The following is a 19,415-nucleotide window of genomic DNA, read 5'->3' on the forward strand; positions in this document are numbered from 1 at the left end:
CAAAATTTATTAGAGTACTCTCCCAACCTTTAATGAAAAACAACACTCTCTTTATTAAAACTAACTTATGAAAAATATACTATTTGTTTTCTTACTACTTTCAACCGCATTATTTGCACAGCAAAATGACAAAAAATGGATAAAAGTTTCATCTTACGAAAATAATGGTAAAATCAAATCTGCCTCTAAAGTTGTAAATCAGATCTATAAAAAAGCGGTTGCGCAGAAAGATGAAGTACAAATGATAAAATGTTTCTTTTATCAATCGAAATATTTGCAGATAGTTGACGAAAATGCTAAAAAGAAAATTTTAATTAATCTTAAAACGGATATTAATCGTGTCTCTATCCCTTCAAAGGCAATTTTAAACTTGGTTTATGCGAAATGTCTAAATGAATATTCAGATGAAGAATATGTAGCTTTTACTGTTGATAAGACTGCAGCTATTATCGAAGAAGAAGCGTATGCTGTAGCTGATAGTGTTGTGATTCCTTCAATTGAAGACTACAATCTTCAGTCTGATAAATTGACAGCCGAAAAAGAAATCATAACCATTCTGGAAAAAACATTAGAAAATAAAAGTGTTTTAAAGGCAACTCCTTTAATAAAATATCAGGCAATTTTTGAATTTTTAACGATCGAAAAATTAAAAACTGAAAACTTGTATGATTATCTCCTGAAAGAAAACATCTATTTTTTTAGTAACAAATCTCATCCATGGCAAGTTGAAAGCAGTGAAATTGAAAACCATAAAAATGAGCTTTTAGGAAATTCCGCAGATTTTTTAAAGTTTAATTTAAATATAATAACAGAAGAAAATCTTAAAAAGATTTTGGAACTGCATCAAAAACTGGAATTAAGTAACCCATCTTTAGAAAATCAATTTGACCGAATTATTTACTGCAGTGATTTCCTGCCACAATCTAAAGATGACCTCAAAAAAGTTTTAGATAAACTTGAGAAAGAATCCAATGACATAATTCTTACACAAAAAATTTTATTAAAAAAAGCTGAAATTCTAGCTGACCAAGCATCAAAAGAATTACATCCTAATTATAATATTGAAGCTGTAAAAATATATGATAGCATTATAAAACTAAATAGTGAAACTAATACGGCGCTATCTGCTTTGGACGAAAAGCGAAACATTACCTCAAAATCACTAAGCGTTGAACTTCAAAAATACAGTTACAACAATGAGAACACAAGAGCATCAATTACTTACAAAAACATAGATCGTTTAAATATCTCTTTTTATAAAATAGATCAGAAAAAGATAAAAGAATTAACAGCCGAATCTCAATACAACCAGGATAGTATCAGTGAAATAATTATAAAGAACAAAAACAAAATTGCGTTTAGAGAATATCAGCTTCAAAATAAAAAAGATTATTTTCAATACACAACAGAAGTCCTTTTACCAAATCTGGAAACAGGCAGTTATTTAGTTTATTTTGAAAGTGATTTAAATACCCTGGATGAAAAAACTTATGCATTTCAAACTATTACAATTTCTAATTTAAGTATTCTCGCATCTCAGGAAGATAATAAGAAAAACTTTCAGGTTCTGAATAGAAAAACCGGAAAACCTCTTGAAAATGTAATAATCAAAACATCTCGTTACAATCTTAAAACAGATCTAAACGGATTGGCTTCTTACACAGAGACAAATATTAATTATGATGAAGATAAAGATGATGAAAATGAAAATCATATTGAATTTTCATTACAAAATGACACCATTACAATTGAGGAAAACTATATTCGACATACAATACAATACACACAAAAAGAAGATAATACCTTTAATGGCAAAGTACAATTTTACCTGGACCGAGCTATTTATCGTCCGGGACAAACCGTTTATTATAAAGGAATCGCAATTCAAAAGAAAAAAAGCAAAACAAGCACTGTCTCAAATACTACTTTTAAAATTTTAGTGAAGGATACAAATTATCAAATCTTTAAAGAATTTGAAATTATTACTAACGAATTTGGTTCATTTTCAGGAGAATTCATACTACCTAAAAACAGTTTGACAGGTAATTTCAATATTTATGCAGTTAAACCTGATGAGGCTACAAAGGAAGATATTGATTTAAAGAACAGACCAAATTTAACCTTTTGGGATAGCGTAATACTTGAAAGCTCACAAACTAATTTTAAAGTCGAAGAATACAAACGTCCAAAGTTTAAAGTAGATTTTGACCCTAAAAAAGAAAACTATCAGGTCAATCAATCTATAAAAGTAAAGGGAACCGCAAAAGCATTTTCCGGAAGCAATATTTCTGACTCAAAAGTTACTTATAAAGTAAATAGATTTACAAATTATTATAGAAATTATTATGGACAAGAACAAAATGAAACCATAGCAACCGGCGAAACTAAAACAGATGCTTCAGGAAAATTCGTGATTGATTTTATTGCAAAACCTTCACAAAATGCGATAAAAGAACAATTGCCTATTTTCAATTATAGAATTATTGCTGATGTTACTGATGTTAATGGCGAAACTCATACTTCTGAAACAATCATTAAAGTAGGGTTTCATGACTTGATTATTAATGCGAACATTCCAAGTCAAATTGAAACAAAAAACAAAAATGAAGTTACACTTACGAGCACTAATTTAAACGGAGAATTTTTAGCAGCAAAAGGAGACTTTAAATTATACTTTCTAAGTCCATTGTCTACTAAATTCAAGGAACAAATCTGGTTCAAACCAGAAATAGAAACCATTTCAGAATCTGATTTTGAAAAACTATTTCCATATGAAATTCGCGAGACTAAAACAGATAAAACAAACGAAACTTTATTGTTTTCAAAAAAAGTAGATACAGAGAAAGACAAAAAAATAACTCTTGATTTTATTTCAAATTACAAATCAGGGAATTACAAAATTGTTTTCTCTGCAAAAGACACCTTTAATAATCCGATAGAATCGGTTTCTACTTTTGAAGTCAAGCAAAGCAAAGACAAATTTAATCCAAGTAAATTATTTACTGCAGAACAAATTAACGCTGATCCTAAAAAAGATGGCTTTGTCGAAATTAAGCTCTCTTCTGTAATTCCCGATTTATATATTATTACAAGCGGAAATTATGGTAATCTAAACTATTTCGAAAACACATATCATATAGAAAATAATGAACTAACGATCAAAGTTCCTTTAAAGAAAGAATTCGAAAAATCGATTCGCTTAAGTTTTCAAAGCATTTTTGAGAACGAAATTTTTAATGATGAGCTGGAAATACCTTTAAAAACAGAAGAATCTAAACTAGAATTGCTAATAGAAAGTTTTAGAAATAAAATTGAACCGGGAAGTAATGAAACGTGGTCGTTTCAATTAAAATCAATTAACACAAAAACTGAGGCCGAAGTACTAGCCTCAATGTATGATAGTTCACTAGATCAATTTACTAAAAGAGACTGGAATATTTTAAATTTAAATAATTACCGATACAATACATCAAACATAAAATCAGGTTTAGGTTTCGAAAAAATGCATTCTTATTTAAAAAACATGAATAGAGTATTACATAGGCATAAATACTTTCAGGAAGACACACAATTAAACTGGTTTGGTTTTGGCTTCAATAATAGTCGATACGGAGATTCGCTCCATATAACCGGAGTAGAGATTAAAGACAAAAAAATAGGGTCCGAAACGATTAAGGGAGATCCTGATGCTGTTTTAACCATTGATGAACCTGTAGGAGCGGGAGCTCCCGTTGCTATTCTTTTAGAACAATCGGTTAAAATTGACCAAGTAAAATTTATAAAACCAGAATATTCTCAAACCAATAAAACTAAATTTATTACTGGAAAAAAAACAATAAAAGGGTTGACATCTTTGGTTATGGGTGAATCTACACTATATGTAGTTGATGGGGAAATTTCTAACGAAGAAACTGTAAAAAATCTGAGCTCCTCAGAAATAATTTCAATTAACACATTAAAAGCCGACATAGCAACTGCGCTTTACGGAAGAAAAGGCGTAAACGGAGCCATAATCATTACCACCAAAAAAGCCTTAGAAGCCTTAACACAAGTAAAAACTAGAAAAAATCTTTCTGAAACCGCTTTCTTTTTACCTAATTTAAAAACAGATTCTACCGGAAAAGTAAGTTTCAACTTTACATCTCCGGAAGCTTTAACTTCTTGGAAACTTCGTTTATTGGCTCACAATAAAGATGCTGTTTCCGGTTATTTAGAGAAAAGCGTCATTACTCAAAAGGAATTAATGGTTCTGCCGAATTTCCCTCGCTACCTTAGAGAAAAAGATACTATAGTAATTAGTGCTAAAATTTCGAATGTTACTGCCGAAGCAAAAACCGGAATCGCCAGTTTACAATTTTTTGATGCTGTAACCATGCAGCCCATCGACGCCAAAATGCTTAACGCGAAAAATGTTAGAAATTTTAATGTCGCTGCTTTTGGAAATACAACCGCAACCTGGACGATTTCTGTTCCAGAAGGTTTGCAAGGCGTTCAATATAAAATTCTGGCTAAATCAGGTAATTTTTCTGATGGAGAAGAAAACATGCTTCCGGTTTTGACAAACAATATGCTTGTTACAGAAAGTATTCCTATCTGGGTTCGTGAAAACTCTACAAAAGAATATACGTTTAACAACCTAAAAAACAACAATTCAACAACTTTAAAGAATCACCAATTTACATTCGAATATACTTCGAATCCATCTTGGATAGCCATTCAGTCTTTGCCTTATTTAATGGAGTACGAGCATGAATGTGCGGAACAAACTTTTGCCCGTTTTTATGCCAATGCTTTGGCTTCGGAGATTATTTCAAATAATCCGAAGATTGCAACTGTTTTTGAAAATTGGAGAAAAAATGGACAACTAACGTCTAAACTAGAAGAAAATGAAGAATTAAAATCGATTATTCTTGCTGAAACTCCGTGGCTAAATGATGCGCAAAGCGAAGATGAAAAGAAAAAGAATCTTGCACTTTTGTTTGATCTGGAGAAAATGAAAACTTCTCAAGAGGTCACTTTCGAAAAATTAAAACAAAAACAAAAAGCATCCGGAGGATTTTCATGGTTTGAAGGAAGCGATGAAAGCGAATACATTACCAGACATATTCTGGCTGGTTTAGGTCATTTATCAAAGTTGACTAAAACCAGTGATGACGATAAGATAGACCAAATTGCAAAAACGGGGATTCCGTTTTTAGACAATAAATTTTTAGAATACTATAAAAACAGAACCAAAGATTTAAAACCTGCGGAAAAGCTAATTTGGATCAACCCATATTCTGATCTTCATTATTTATATACCAGAAGTTTTTATCTAGAGAAATATCCGCTTTCAGACACTTTAAAGAAAGCCACCAAACTTTATTTGGAAGCAGCTAAAAAAGATTGGCTAAACTATTCTATTTATGAAAAAGGACTGGCTGCATTAACTCTGAATCGTTTTGGAGAAAAAGAAACCGCTAAAAAAATCGTAGAAAGTCTTAAAGAAACATCTTCAAACAACGAAGATTGGGGAATGTACTGGATTGCCAATAAAGCAGGTTGGAATTGGTATCAGGCACCTATTGAAACTCAATCTCTATTAATTGAGGCTTTCGCCGAAGTAAATCAGGACACCAAATCAGTAGATGCAATGAAAGTATGGCTATTAAAAAATAAACAAACCAAAAATTGGCCAACGACTAAATCTACTACCGAAGCTGTTTATGCTTTATTAATGCAAGGTACAGACTGGCTTACTGTAAAAGACAATACTGTTATAAAATTAGGAGACCAAAAAATTCTAACTAAAAAATTGGCTGAAAATGAAAAAGAAGCTGAAACCGGTTATATCAAACTAAACTGGAATGCCGATGAAGTTAAAAAAGATATGGCTTCAATCACTATTCAAAACAAATCAAAAGTCCCTGCATTTGGCGGAGCTTACTGGCAGTACTTTGAAGACTTGGATAAAATTAAAACCAATTCAGGATCAGTTCTATCGGTTTCAAAGGAATTATATCTAAAGAAAAGTACATTAAAAGGAGATCAATTAGAGAAGATCACTTCTAAAAACTCTTTAAAAATCGGAGATTTAGTTACGGTTCGATTAATCATTACGTCAAAAGAAGACACAGAATATATTCATTTAAAAGACATGAGAGCTTCTTGTTTTGAACCCGTAACTGTGCTTTCTCAATATCAGTATAAAGATCGTTTGGGTTACTATATGAGTACAAAGGATGCAGCAACTCACTTTTTCTTTGACCGAATCAATAAAGGAACTTATGTTATAGAATATGATATAAGAGTAAACAACAGCGGAGAATTCTCTAATGGGATTACAACAATTCAAAGTATGTATGCCCCAGAATTTACAAGTCATACTAAAGGAATTAGAGTAAAAGTGAATTAACAACCTGAATAAATTCCAAAAAATAAAATCCCAAATTTCAAAAGAATGTTGCAAAGAATTTCCGCCACGAATTTTATTTAATTAATCCGTGAATTCGTGGCGAAAAAAAGCACAAAAAAACCGACAGATTCTTGAAATCTGTCGGTTTTGATTTTTATTTAGAAACCAGAATTATTTAATAATCGTCATTTCGTCGATAATGTTTTTAGCTCCGGCGTATTTGTCAATAATCCAAAGTACGTAACGAATATCTACGTTAATTGTTCTTTGTAATTTAGAATCAAAAATAACATCTCCAGCCATGGCTTCGATGTTTCCGTCAAAAGCAACTCCAATTAATTCTCCTTTTCCGTTTAATACCGGAGAACCTGAGTTTCCACCTGTAATATCGTTATCTGTTAAGAAGTTTACCGGCATATAACCTGCTTTATCAGCATACTGCCCAAAGTCTTTTGCTTTGTTTAATTCTAATAAACGTTTTGGCAAATCAAATTCCTGATCTCCTGCTTTATACTTTTTCACCATACTTTCCATGGTAGTATAATTATTTATTTTAGCATCGTTACGTGGATCAGCAGGTAACGCTCTTACTTTTCCGTAAGTTAATCTCAACGTAGAGTTAGCATCCGGATATTGAATTGCATTCAATTTAGATTCTCTTAAACCTTCCACCAATTTGCGGTATGCGCTTGCAAAACCATCATCGGCTTTCAACTGATCGTCTGTTTTAGAACGGAATTTTGTCATTAAGTCGTTAGAAATAATATACAAAGGATCGTGTACAATCGCTAATGGTTTAGGATTAGCCATAAATGCCAATACTTTTTCTTTAGAAGTAAAATAACTAATTTCAGTTGCTTTTGCTACATCAGCAGTAAAATCACCATTGTTTTCTGACTTCATTTTAGCAATCTGTGTCGCTAAACCATATTCAGCAGCTTTGGAAGCATATAAATTCAACTGTGCCGTTAAGACATCTTTTTCAAGAGGTGCATAAAATTCACCATAAATACTTTCGATTAATGCGTTGATCTTTGGCAACATTTCTGCTTTTTTAGCGTCGTTTTCGTTGTAGTAGGCGATCAGTGCATTTCCTAAATTAGCCGGCCCACCAGCATAATTTGAGGTACGCAAAAGCTGTGTTAAGTAATTATCGTGGATTGCTTTTAGATTCGTAGCTCTGTAATAATCATTAATCGTTGGAATTACATTCTCGTACTTTTCTTTGTTAGCCGGTTTAGTAGCCCACTCATAGAATTTATCTTCCTGTGCCGCTTTAATCTCTGCTGTCCCCGCTTTTGTTAAAGCATCGATCATACCCTGACGGTTTTTCCAGTAGTTTGCTGTAGAAGCATATTTAGACGCATATTGCAAACGAACTGTTGCATCTTTGTCCATATACTTTTTCATTTGATCCATTCCGGTTTTAGCACCTTCAACCCATGCAGGGTAAGCAAACTTAACATTTTGCTCAATTCCTCCAGCTGGCATCCAACGGTTTGTTCTTCCAGGATATCCTAAAATCATTGCAAAATCATTTTCTTTAACCCCTTTAATACTTACAGGTAAGTAATGTTTAGGTTTCAAAGGCACATTATCTTTAGAGTAAGCTGCCGGATTTCCGTCTTTATCTGCATAAACTCTGAACATAGAGAAATCTCCTGTTTGACGAGGCCATTCCCAGTTGTCAGTATCTCCACCAAATTTACCAACACTTTCAGGTGGCGTTCCTACTAAACGAACGTCTGTATAATCCTGGTAAACGAAATAGTAATATTCATTTCCCTGAAAGAAAGGACGAACTGAAACGGTATATTTTCCGCCTTCGTTGTTTTCCTTTTCGATCAAAGCAATTTCTTGCTGAATCGCTTTGTTTCTTTCAGTCTCAGTCATTTTATCGTTTACTTTTGATAAAATTCTTTTAGAAACATCGTCCATACGTACAAAGAAACGCACGTATAGTGATTTCGGTTTCATTTCGGCACTTCTTTGTTTTGCCCAAAAACCGTCTTTCAAATAATTTTGTTCTGCTGAAGAAAGTTCTGCAATTGCATTGTAACCACAGTGGTGATTTGTTAAAACCAATCCCTCTTTAGAAACGATTTCTGCAGTACAACCTCCGTTAAATTGTACAATAGCATCTTTTAAACTATGATTGTTGATACTGTAAATTTCTTCGGCTGTCAATTGCAAGCCCATTTTTTCCATATCTCTATGGTTCAATCTTTCGATAAACATCAAAAACCACATTCCTTCGTCAGCCCTTACAGGAAAAGCCATCAGACACATGGTCAAGAATAAAACTATTTTTTTCATGTTATTTTGTTTAAGTGACGCGAATATAACTCATTTTCATAATTATATTATTGCAGTCCATCCTGAAATTAAATATCTCAGCAAATTTTTAGCATTTCATTACGAATTTAACATTAAATAAAACAAAAAAGGTGCTCTGTTTTTCAGAACACCTTTTTTACAAATTGTATTTTTTTTAGTCATTAAGCATCTTCCAAAGCTTATCTTTTAAATCCGTTAACCCTTGTTGGGCCACAGATGAGATAAACATGTATGGAATATCCTTGAAAGCGACATCTAATTCCGTTTTCAATTCGGCTTTAAGTTCGTCATCCAGCATATCACATTTCGAGATTACTAAAAGACGTTCTTTGTCTAACATTTCAGGATTGTACTTGGTTAATTCGTTTACCAAAATATCGTACTCTGCTTTAATATCCGGTGTATCAACCGGAACTAAAAACAATAATGTTGAGTTACGCTCGATATGACGCAAAAAGTAATGACCTAATCCTTTTCCTTCAGCAGCACCTTCAATAATTCCGGGAATGTCTGCAATTACAAACGATTGATAATCTCTGTATGCAACGATTCCTAAGTTTGGTTTTAAGGTTGTAAAAGGATAGTCGGCAATTTTTGGTTTCGCTGAAGTCAAAACAGACAGTAAAGTCGATTTTCCGGCATTTGGAAAACCTACTAAACCAACATCTGCCAATACTTTAAGCTCCAAAATTACATCCATCTCTACACCCGGCAAACCTGGCTGGGCATAACGCGGTGTCTGATTGGTTGAACTTCTAAAGTGCCAGTTTCCTAAACCTCCTTTTCCTCCTTTTGATAGAATTCTCTTTTCACCGTCTTCGGTAATTTCGAATAAAGTTTCTCCGGTTTCTTTGTCTTTTACAACGGTTCCTAAAGGCACTTCAATAAATTTATCATCTCCATCAGCACCAGTACTGCGATCTCCTCCACCGTCTCCACCGTGACCTGCTTTAATATGTCGTGCAAACTTTAGATGAAATAACGTCCAAAGTCCTTTATTTCCCACTAAATACACATGCCCTCCGCGACCACCATCTCCTCCGTCCGGGCCTCCTTTTTCAATAAATTTCTCTCTATGTAAATGCGTAGATCCTTTTCCTCCCTTACCGGACGAAACATAAATCTTAACATAATCTACAAAATTTCCTTCTGTCATTTTTCTGAATTTCAGATTTTAGATTTTAGATTTTAGATTTCTCTAGCTTCTATTTCTAAATTCTATTTTATTTATCTTTCCGTTGCAGTCGCATTTTCCAGTACCAAACTGAGACTGAAAACTGAGACTGAAAACTATTTTATTTATTCTTTAAGCGCTTTTACCAGCACTTTATCAATCTTTACGCCATCCATATCGATTACTTCCAGCACAAATTTTTGCCAGATTAATTTTTCTCCTTCTTTTGGAATATGCGAAAGCTCTGTCATAATCATTCCGCTTACCGTATTTACTTCGTAATCGTTTGTTAATTCGTCTAACTCAAAATAGGTTAAGAAGTCATGTAACGAATAATGTCCGTCAACCAACCATGAACCGTCTTCTCTTTCAATTAATTGGAATTCATCTTTATAAAAATCAGATGCATCTCCTACTAAAGCTTCCAAAATGTCATTCAAAGTAATAATCCCTTGAAAAACACCATATTCATCAGAAACTAAAGCATAATGAATTCCCGTTTTTTTGAAATTCTCCAACGCTTTGTATGCTGTTGTCTGTTCCATTAAATAAGGTGCATCTATCATAATTCCCGCCAACTCAAAATGTTCACTTTCGATATTTGCAAATATATTCTTTAGACTTACAACCCCCACGATATCATCGTAGTTGTCTCTATAGACCGGATAAACGGTATGCAAATCCTGCAAAACCAATTCCTTGATCTTTGTTTTATCTGCATTGAAAGGCAGCATATCTACCGACTTACGGTGTGTCATCAATGAGTTTACTTTTCGATCCCCAATATGAAAAACACGTTCTACAATGTCCTGTTCAATTTCCTGCACTTCTCCACCCTCAGTTCCTTCTTTGATAATGGCTTTAATCTCTTCTTCCGTTACCTTACCGTCAGCGGTTGGCTTAATTTGAAAAACATTCAATAAAAAATCAGTCGAAGAAGTAAGCAGCCAAATAAATGGTGCCGTAATTATCGAAATGGTCTTCATTGGCAGCGCTACCATTTTTGCAATCGCCTCCGGATAATTTAAACCAATTCGCTTTGGTAATAATTCTCCTAAAACCAAAGAGAAAAATGTCAAAACTACGACAACAATTCCCACTGCAACTGAATGCGCATAGGGTTTTAAAAACTCAAATCCGCTAACAAAAACCTCAACATCCATTGTTATTTTATCGCCACTATAAATACCGGTCAAAATACCGATTAAAGTGATTCCGATTTGCACGGTTGATAAAAACTTATTCGGAGAATTGGCCAAATCGAGTGCTATCTTAGCACTATTATTTCCTTTTTTTGCGGCAGTTTCAAGTCTGTTTTTCCGGGCCGAAATCAATGCAATTTCTGACATGGAGAAAACACCATTCAATAGTATTAGAAAAAATATTATTAGTATTTCCAATTTTTGGTTTATTCGTTATATAATCGTCCTCATCAACATAATCTGTAATCTTAAATATTGCGTCTCAGACCTCTCAAAAGAGCCTTGTCTTAAAAAAAACTAATTTTTCTTGCCAGAAAACAGCAACCCTTGGAAGCTTGTTCTATGATAAGAAAAATAGTTCTTTTGAAATCCCGATAGCAATCGGGATGAAACGGCAGCTGGAAAAAGCTTCTACAAATTATCTATAACTGACGTTAATCGCTCTGTAATTTCTTCGATAGTTCCAATACCATTTACGGCATGAAACTTATTTTGTTCTTTATAATATCCAATTAGTGGAGCTGTTTTTTCATTATACTCCTGGTATCTTACACGAATTTTCTCTTCGTCCTGATCATCAACTCTTCCACTTGTTTTTCCTCTTTCTAATAAACGGGCTACCAGAATTTCATCATCTGCTTCTAATGCAATAGTTGCTGTAACACTTGATCCAATTGTTGGTAAAAATTTATCCAAAGCTTCTGCCTGTTCTAAAGTTCTAGGATAACCATCGAACAAAAATCCCGCTGTATCAGGATGTTTTTTTACCTCATCAATTAACATTGCAGTAGTAACTTCGCAAGGAACTAATTCTCCATTATCCATAAAAACCCTCGCTTTTTTACCTAAATCTGTATCATTTTTTAAATTAAAACGAAAAATATCTCCTGTTGAAAGGTGCGTTAATTTGTACTTTTCTTTTAAAAATTCTGCCTGAGTTCCTTTTCCTGCTCCCGGCTTTCCAAATAAAACAATGTTAATCATAATATGAGTGAGTGTTGTGACTTCTATTTTTAATAAGAAGTTTTAAATGAATATATAGTTGTGTGTGTTTAAATTTATTCTGCCAATTTATAAACCTCAGGCAAATTTCTTCCTAAACCATCGTAGTCCAATCCGTAACCTACAATGAATTTATTTGGAATTCTGATTCCGATATAATCTATTTTGATGTCTTTTTTATAAGCTTCCGGTTTGAAAAACAAAGTCGCAATTTTAAAATGCTTTACATTTTGCTGTTTAAACAGTTGTTTTAATTCCTCGATTGTATTTCCAGTATCAATAATATCTTCAATAAGAATAACGGTTCTACCCGACAAATCCTGATTGATACCAATTAATTCTTTTACCGTATTGGTACTTTCAATTCCTTCGTAAGATGCCATTTTGATAAATGAAACCTCGCAAAGACTTTTATATTTTTTTAGAAAATCGGCAACGACCATAAATGCTCCATTTAAAACACCAATAAAAATTGGGGTATCGTCTCCAAAATCATCTTCTACCTGTGCCACTATTTTAGTTAAAGCAAAATCAATTTCTTTGGCCGAAATAAACGGAACAAATTGTTTATCGTGAAGTTGTATCATTATTTTTTACATTTAAAATAATGCGCAAAGATACAGAATTACAACCAAACTGTAAGTATCAAAATATACTGCACACATATTTTTTTAAGAATGTTAAATATCACTTAATATTTAGAAATCTTTTCTTAAAAAAAGACCTTATTTTATTAAATTACTGGATTTTAAAACCTTAACCCCAAACCACCATGAAAATTACCACGCAATTCCTTTCGCTTTTACTGTTAACCTCCTTAACAGCCTGCAACGGGCAGGTAAAAAAAGAAGAGAAAGATGCTTTATCCTCACAGCCTCCAACTATTGTAAAAACCGCTATTGGGGATCTCGTTTTACCACCGCCCTATGCAACCGAATCAAAAACAAACAGCAGTAAAGTACTTAAATGGCCCGAAGGACGAACACCAAAAGCACCGGAAGGCTTTACGGTTACAAAGTTTGCCGACGGTTTTGAAAATCCTCGCTGGACTTATATCGCTCCAAACAATGATATTTTTGTAGTCGAGAGCGGAACCAGAACGAGCAAAAATCAAATTATAATTCTTCGGGATAAAGATAAAGACGGAAAATTCGAGACTCGGGAAGTTTTTCTAAAAGACCTCAACAGACCCTTTGGAATGTTAATTCTCAAAGACTTTTTTTATGTTGCCAACACAGATGGCCTATACCGTTATCCTTATAAAAACAATCCTTTAAAATTAGAAACCCCAGGGACAAAAATCCTTGAACTTCCGGCTGGAGGTTATAACAATCACTGGACCCGAAATATTATTTCAAATCCTGAAGAAACAAAAATCTATGTATCGGTTGGTTCCGGAAGTAACGTAGGTGAAAACGGAATGGATAAAGAAGTGCGTCGTGCCGCCATTTTAGAAATTAATCCTGACGGAACTGGTGAGAAGATTTACGCATCGGGAATCAGAAACCCTGTTGGAATGGATTGGAATCCTGTAAACAAAGAACTTTGGACAGCAGTTAATGAACGTGACGAATTGGGCGACGACTTAGTTCCTGATTACATCACCTCTGTAAAAAGAGGTGGTTTTTATGGCTGGCCTTACTCCTACTATGGAAACATTCCTGATCCTCGAATGAAAGGAGAACGCAAAGATTTGGTTGCTAAAGCTATTGTACCCGATGTTCCTGTTGGTGCTCATACTGCTTCTTTAGGATTGGCTTTTTATACTAAAAGTACTTTTCCTGAAAAATACAAAAACGGAGCTTTTGTGGGACAGCACGGGTCATGGAATCGTGCCAAAATTTCCGGATATAAAGTTGCATTTGTTCCTTTTTCCAATGGAAAGCCTTCAGGAAAACCCGAAGATTTTTTAACCGGTTTTGTCGCGAATGCTTACAAAGCAGAAGTTTATGGCCGCCCGGTTGCTGTAACAGTAATGCAAGACGGATCTCTTTTGGTCAATGATGACAGTGGAAATACGATTTGGAAAGTTAGCTATAAAAAATAAATTCAAAATTTAAGGTTTCCCTAAATAATGCAACTCTATTTCCAGACTGGTTATCGTCTGGAAATTCTCTTTGTCTCGCCATTCTCTTTAGGGCTTCCTATAAATTATTACAAAACTTTTACATTAAATTACTTATTTTAGACCTGTATTAAACCCATCAAGATGTCTTCTGAATTACAAACAAAATTAGATTACGTAAAAGCTTATAGAGAAAATCGTCTTAATGTTGCTAAAGAGGTTTTAGAAAACCACTCGTTATTTAAAGAACTTGTTACGATTTGTTTTTCTCCGTCAGACAAAAACAATCACAAAGCCTGTTGGATTCTGGAATTTGTTTCTTACGAAGAATTGATCTGGCTGCAGCCTCATCTTGATTTTTTCTGTTCCAATCTTAAGATTTTAAAAGACGAAAGTGCTATTCGTCCTATTGCAAAGGTGATTCAGTTACTTGTAAAAGAGCATTATAAAAAAACAGAAAACGGCATTTCACTTTCTGAAACGAATCTGCAAGATTGTATAGAAGCTTCATTTGACTGGCTCATCAATGATGTAAAAGTGGCTACAAAAGCCTATTCGATCAGAACTTTGTATGTTCTAGGCAATCATTACGACTGGATACATCCTGAGCTGCAAATTATTCTGAATAAAGATTATGGTGATCATTCGGCAGCCTACAAAGCCGTTGCCAAAGAGGTTTTGAAGAAAATAGAAAAATAATCTTGTCATAGAATTTCAATTGCAACTTTGAGAATCCTTAAAATTATTGGGATTGCATGCTTTTCGTTTATTTTTTTCGCCACAGATTAAAAGTTTTTTATATACCACTAATTCCCCGAATTTCCCCGATTTTTTCGCACTCCTTCTGAAAACTTTTGATTCGGGGAAATTCGGGGAATTAGTGGCAAAAAAATATTCTCATTCTATATCTCATGAAATTCGTGAAATTCATGGCAAAAAAAAGATTAAAAAGTATCTTTGCAAAAACACAACTACAATGAATTATTTTTCTTCTGATTTTAAATTAGGAATATTAGGCGGCGGACAATTAGGCAAAATGCTTTTGTTCGACACCCGAAAATTTGACATCCAAACTTATGTCCTCGATCCAAGTGATGAGGCTCCCAGTAAAATTGCCTGCAATAAATTCTTTCAAGGTGATTTAATGGATTATGAAACAGTTTATAATTTTGGAAAGCAAGTTGATGTTCTGACTTTTGAAATCGAATTGGTCAATCTTGAAGCCCTGACACAGTTAGAGAATGAAGGTTTAAAAATCTATCCATCTCCAAAAACCTTAAAAGGGATTCAAAACAAAGGGATTCAGAAACAATTCTACGCAGATCACAATATCCCAACAGCACCCTTTGAGCGATTTGAAAATTTAGAAAATCTAAAAGCTAAAATCCAAGAACTGAAATTACCATTCGTGTGGAAATGCACTGAATTTGGTTACGACGGAAATGGTGTAAAAATAATTCGTCAGACTTCTGACTTAGACCATCTTCCAAATGTAGAATGTATTACTGAAACGATGATTCCGTTTAAAAACGAATTAGCGGTTATCGTATGCCGAAATCCATCAGGAGAAATTAAAACATATCCGGTTGTTGAAATGGAGTTTCACCCGGAAGCCAATCAGGTTGAATATGTAATCTGTCCAGCCAGAATTGATGAGAAAGTAGCCGAAAAAGCCAGAGCTATCGCTTTAAATGTTTCGGAAAAGTTCAATCATGTTGGCCTCTTGGCAGTCGAAATGTTTCAAACTAACGACGATGAAGTTTTAGTAAATGAAGTTGCTCCACGTCCGCACAATTCAGGGCATTACTCCATTGAAGCCAGCTACACCTCACAATTCGAAAATCACTTGCGTGCTATTCTAGATCTTCCACTAGGAAATACCGATAGTAAAGTTGCCGGAATTATGGTTAATTTAGTGGGCGCAGAAGGTTATTCGGGAGATGTTGTTTATGAAAACATCGAAACTATCCTGGGATGGAACGGTGTTACCCCACATATTTACGGTAAAAAAGAAACACGTCCTTTCCGAAAAATGGGTCACGTAACAATTGTAAATGAAGACATGTCTGAAGCCAGAAGAATTGCCGAAAACGTTAAGAATACCATTAGAGTGATTAGTAATTAGTCTCCGTTTTCAGTCAACAGTCTGAAAACTGAAACAGAACAAGTAGTTTTCAGTCACAGTCAACAGTTTACAAAAACTTGAATCAAAAATATTACAAATGGGATTTCTTGATCTTCTTGATTTATTAAATAATGCTTCAAAGGCAGGTAAAACCCAAAATTTAACTAAAAATTACGTTGAAAAGTTTACTGATAAAAATGAATATGTTGGAGAGAGAATCAAATATTTTATTGGATTCTTATTTATAACATTGTTCTTAATTGTATTAGGTCTTGGAATTATATTTTTAATTTTTAAAACCCTAAAACAGTCCTAAACAAAATAACTTCTAAATTTCAGTTTTAATCGACCTGAAACTTGAAACATAAAATATAAAACAAAAAAACACATGAGTAAAGTAGCCATCATCATGGGAAGTATCTCTGACATGCCGGTCATGCAGGATGCCATCGACATATTAAAACAATTTAATATTGAAGTTGAAGTAGACATCGTTTCAGCACACCGAACGCCGGAAAAACTATTCGATTTCAGTAAAAATGCACACACTCGCGGTATTTCGGTAATTATTGCCGGGGCTGGAGGAGCTGCACACTTACCTGGAATGGTTGCTTCAATGTCGCCACTTCCCGTAATTGGAGTTCCAGTGAAGTCAAGTAACTCTATTGACGGTTGGGATTCGGTTTTATCGATTCTTCAAATGCCTGGCGGAGTTCCTGTCGCGACAGTAGCTTTAAACGGAGCCAAGAATGCCGGAATTTTAGCGGCACAAATCATTGGAAGCCACGATAAAAAAGTGCTTGATACTATTATTTCCTATAAAGAAGAATTAAAAGCTGCAGTTAATAAAGCAGCTGAAAGTCTTAAATAGTTTGCAGTCGCAGTTTTCAGTTTTCAGTCTCAGTCTCAGTGAGCACTGAAAACTGAGACTGAGAACTGCGACTGAAAATTGAATACTCAAAAAAAATAAACTCTTTAGTCTTAGTTTGCACTGCTTACTGAGACTGAGACTGAAAACTAAAAAAATGAGCATCTTAACACAACATTTCGACACCAAACACAATACAGCACCCTTTTCACAAATTAAAATCGAAGATTATGTTCCTGCTTTTAACGAAGGAATTGCTTTGGCTAAAGCTGAAATTGATGCGATCGTAAACAATCCGGAGGCGCCCACTTTTGAAAACACAGTGGTAGCGATGGATTTTACAGGTGATGTCCTGGATCGTCTTTCCAGTATTTTCTTCAATTTGAATTCGGCAGAAACAAGTGATGAGATGCAAAAAATTGCGCAGGAAGTTTCTCCTTTGCTTTCAGAATTCGGAAACGACATTACCTTAAATGCGGCATTATTTGCTAAAATTAAAACTGTTTATGATCAAAAAGAAAAGCTGAATTTAAATCCGGAGCAAACTACACTTTTAGATAAAAAATATAAAAGTTTTTCAAGAAACGGAGCCAACTTACCTGAGGACAAAAAAGAAAGCTTACGCGAAATCGATAAAGAACTGTCAAAACTAAGTTTGCAATTTGGCGAAAATGTTTTGGCCGAGACCAATGCTTTCGAATTGCATTTAACAAATGAAAAAGATCTGGCAGGTTTACCGGAAGGAACTATCGAAGCCGCAAGATTATTAGCCAAAAGTCAGGAAAAGGAAGGCTGGATCTTCACCTTAGATCATCCTAGTTATATTCCGTTTTTGACCTATGCCGACAATCGCGAGTTACGTAAAAAAATGGCAATTGCCTTTGGAGCAAAAGCTTTCCAAAATAACGAATTTGACAATCAGGAAAATGTCCTGAAAATCGCCAAACTTCGTTATGAAAGAGCCAATTTGTTGGGTTATAAAACCCATGCACATTTTGTTCTCGAGGAAAGAATGGCCGAGAGTCCGGAAAGAGTTTTCTCTTTTCTCAACGATTTACTGGCAAAAGCCAAACCGGCAGCTCAAAAAGAATTTGCTGAATTAACTACTTTCGCTAAAGAGCTGGATGGAATCGAGCAGTTAGAAAAATGGGATGGTGCTTACTATTCTGAAAAATTAAAACAGCAGCTTTTTAATTTAGATGATGAAAAACTGAAACCTTATTTCCAATTAGAAAAAGTTTTAAACGGAGCTTTTACTGTTGCCAAAAAATTATACGGATTAACGTTTACCGAAGTTTTTGATATCGACAAGTATCATGAAGAAGTTACAACATACGAAGTAACCGATGCAGATAACAATTTAGTTTCGATTTTCTATGCGGATTTTTTCCCAAGAAAAGGAAAAAGAAATGGTGCGTGGATGACCTCTTTCAAATCACAATCTATAAAAGAAGGTGTAAACGAAAGACCCCATATTTCAAACGTTTGTAACTTTACAAAACCTACAGAAACAAAACCTTCGTTATTGACTTTTAATGAAGTTACTACTTTATTCCATGAATTTGGTCATGGTTTACACGGAATGTTAGCCAACACAACTTATCCAAGTTTATCCGGTACTTCGGTGTTTTGGGATTTTGTAGAATTACCAAGTCAGATAATGGAAAACTGGTGTTACGAGCCGGAAGCTTTGGCTTTGTTTGCGAATCATTACGAAACAGGGGAAATTATCCCAATTGAATATGTTCAGAAAATAAAAGAAAGTGCCAGTTTTCAGGAAGGTCTTGCGACTTTACGTCAACTAAGTTTTGGATTACTGGATATGGCATGGCACGGACAAGACCCAACAAACATCACCGATTTAAAAACTTTCGAAACAGAACAATTTGCCAACACACAATTGTATCCTGATGTAAAAGAAAATGCAATGAGTACTGCTTTTTCACATATTTTTCAGGGTGGATATTCTTCTGGATACTACAGCTACAAATGGGCTGAGGTTTTGGATGCAGATGCTTTTGAATATTTTCAGGAAAACGGTATCTTCAATCATGAAGTCGCAACAAAATTCAAAGACAATGTACTTTCAAAAGGAGGAACAGAACATCCTATGATTTTATACAAACGTTTTAGAGGTCAGGAACCAAAACCCGAAGCTTTATTGAAAAGAGCAGGATTACTTTAAGAGTATTAGACTTATTAGAGTATAGAATATACTTAAAACCGAGGTAGGAATACTTCGGTTTTT

At 34.2% G+C, this 19,415-nt stretch carries 12 protein-coding genes; 7 read left to right on the plus strand and 5 right to left on the minus strand.

All coding sequences use genetic code 11. From position 1 onward, the window contains the following. Positions 1-67 precede the first annotated feature (67 nt). A complete protein-coding gene (locus OGZ34_RS01985; protein ID WP_263361975.1) occupies positions 68-6,394 on the plus strand; it encodes an alpha-2-macroglobulin family protein in 6,327 nt (2,108 codons plus the stop codon). Between the two features lie 171 nt (positions 6,395-6,565). Here the strand turns inward: OGZ34_RS01985 and OGZ34_RS01990 are convergent, their stop codons facing one another. The 5 genes from OGZ34_RS01990 to hpt all read right to left on the minus strand — a co-directional run bounded on the left by OGZ34_RS01990 (position 6,566) and on the right by hpt (position 12,696). Further along, positions 6,566-8,710, minus strand: coding sequence for a S46 family peptidase (locus OGZ34_RS01990; protein ID WP_173967218.1), 2,145 nt, complete (start codon positions 8,708-8,710; stop codon positions 6,566-6,568). 175 nt (positions 8,711-8,885) lie between these two features. Further along, complete coding sequence (obgE, locus tag OGZ34_RS01995) at positions 8,886-9,887, minus strand: GTPase ObgE (RefSeq protein WP_173967217.1); 1,002 nt, start codon at positions 9,885-9,887, stop codon at positions 8,886-8,888. A gap of 143 nt (positions 9,888-10,030) precedes the next feature. Next, entirely contained in the window at positions 10,031-11,305 is a 1,275-nt protein-coding gene (locus tag OGZ34_RS02000) for a hemolysin family protein (RefSeq protein WP_173967216.1), read from the minus strand. 213 nt (positions 11,306-11,518) lie between these two features. Then, entirely contained in the window at positions 11,519-12,091 is a 573-nt protein-coding gene (locus tag OGZ34_RS02005) for an adenylate kinase (protein ID WP_173967215.1), read from the minus strand. A 74-nt stretch (positions 12,092-12,165) separates the two neighbouring features. Beyond that, positions 12,166-12,696, minus strand: a complete 531-nt coding sequence (gene hpt / locus OGZ34_RS02010) for a hypoxanthine phosphoribosyltransferase (RefSeq protein WP_173967214.1) — start codon at positions 12,694-12,696, stop codon at positions 12,166-12,168. Between the two features lie 185 nt (positions 12,697-12,881). Here hpt and OGZ34_RS02015 point away from each other — a divergent pair, with 185 nt between their 5' ends. From OGZ34_RS02015 to OGZ34_RS02040, 6 genes are all read left to right on the plus strand, one after another. Continuing rightward, complete coding sequence (locus OGZ34_RS02015) at positions 12,882-14,156, plus strand: PQQ-dependent sugar dehydrogenase (protein WP_263361976.1); 1,275 nt, start codon at positions 12,882-12,884, stop codon at positions 14,154-14,156. Positions 14,157-14,318: 162 nt separating this feature from the next. Next, a complete protein-coding gene (locus tag OGZ34_RS02020) occupies positions 14,319-14,873 on the plus strand; it encodes a hypothetical protein (protein WP_263361977.1) in 555 nt (184 codons plus the stop codon). Between the two features lie 277 nt (positions 14,874-15,150). After that, a complete protein-coding gene (locus tag OGZ34_RS02025; RefSeq protein WP_263361978.1) occupies positions 15,151-16,299 on the plus strand; it encodes a 5-(carboxyamino)imidazole ribonucleotide synthase in 1,149 nt (382 codons plus the stop codon). Between the two features lie 97 nt (positions 16,300-16,396). After that, a complete protein-coding gene (locus OGZ34_RS02030) occupies positions 16,397-16,615 on the plus strand; it encodes a hypothetical protein (protein ID WP_263361979.1) in 219 nt (72 codons plus the stop codon). A 72-nt stretch (positions 16,616-16,687) separates the two neighbouring features. After that, complete coding sequence (gene purE, locus OGZ34_RS02035; protein WP_173967210.1) at positions 16,688-17,170, plus strand: 5-(carboxyamino)imidazole ribonucleotide mutase; 483 nt, start codon at positions 16,688-16,690, stop codon at positions 17,168-17,170. A 154-nt stretch (positions 17,171-17,324) separates the two neighbouring features. After that, positions 17,325-19,352 carry a M3 family metallopeptidase gene (locus tag OGZ34_RS02040; RefSeq protein WP_263361980.1) on the plus strand — a complete coding sequence of 676 codons (2,028 nt, stop codon included), beginning with the start codon at positions 17,325-17,327 and terminating at the stop codon, positions 19,350-19,352. The last annotated feature ends 63 nt before the right edge of the window (positions 19,353-19,415 follow it).

Source organism: Flavobacterium collinsii, assembly GCF_946903285.1.
In the GTDB taxonomy this organism is placed as follows: domain Bacteria; phylum Bacteroidota; class Bacteroidia; order Flavobacteriales; family Flavobacteriaceae; genus Flavobacterium; species Flavobacterium collinsii.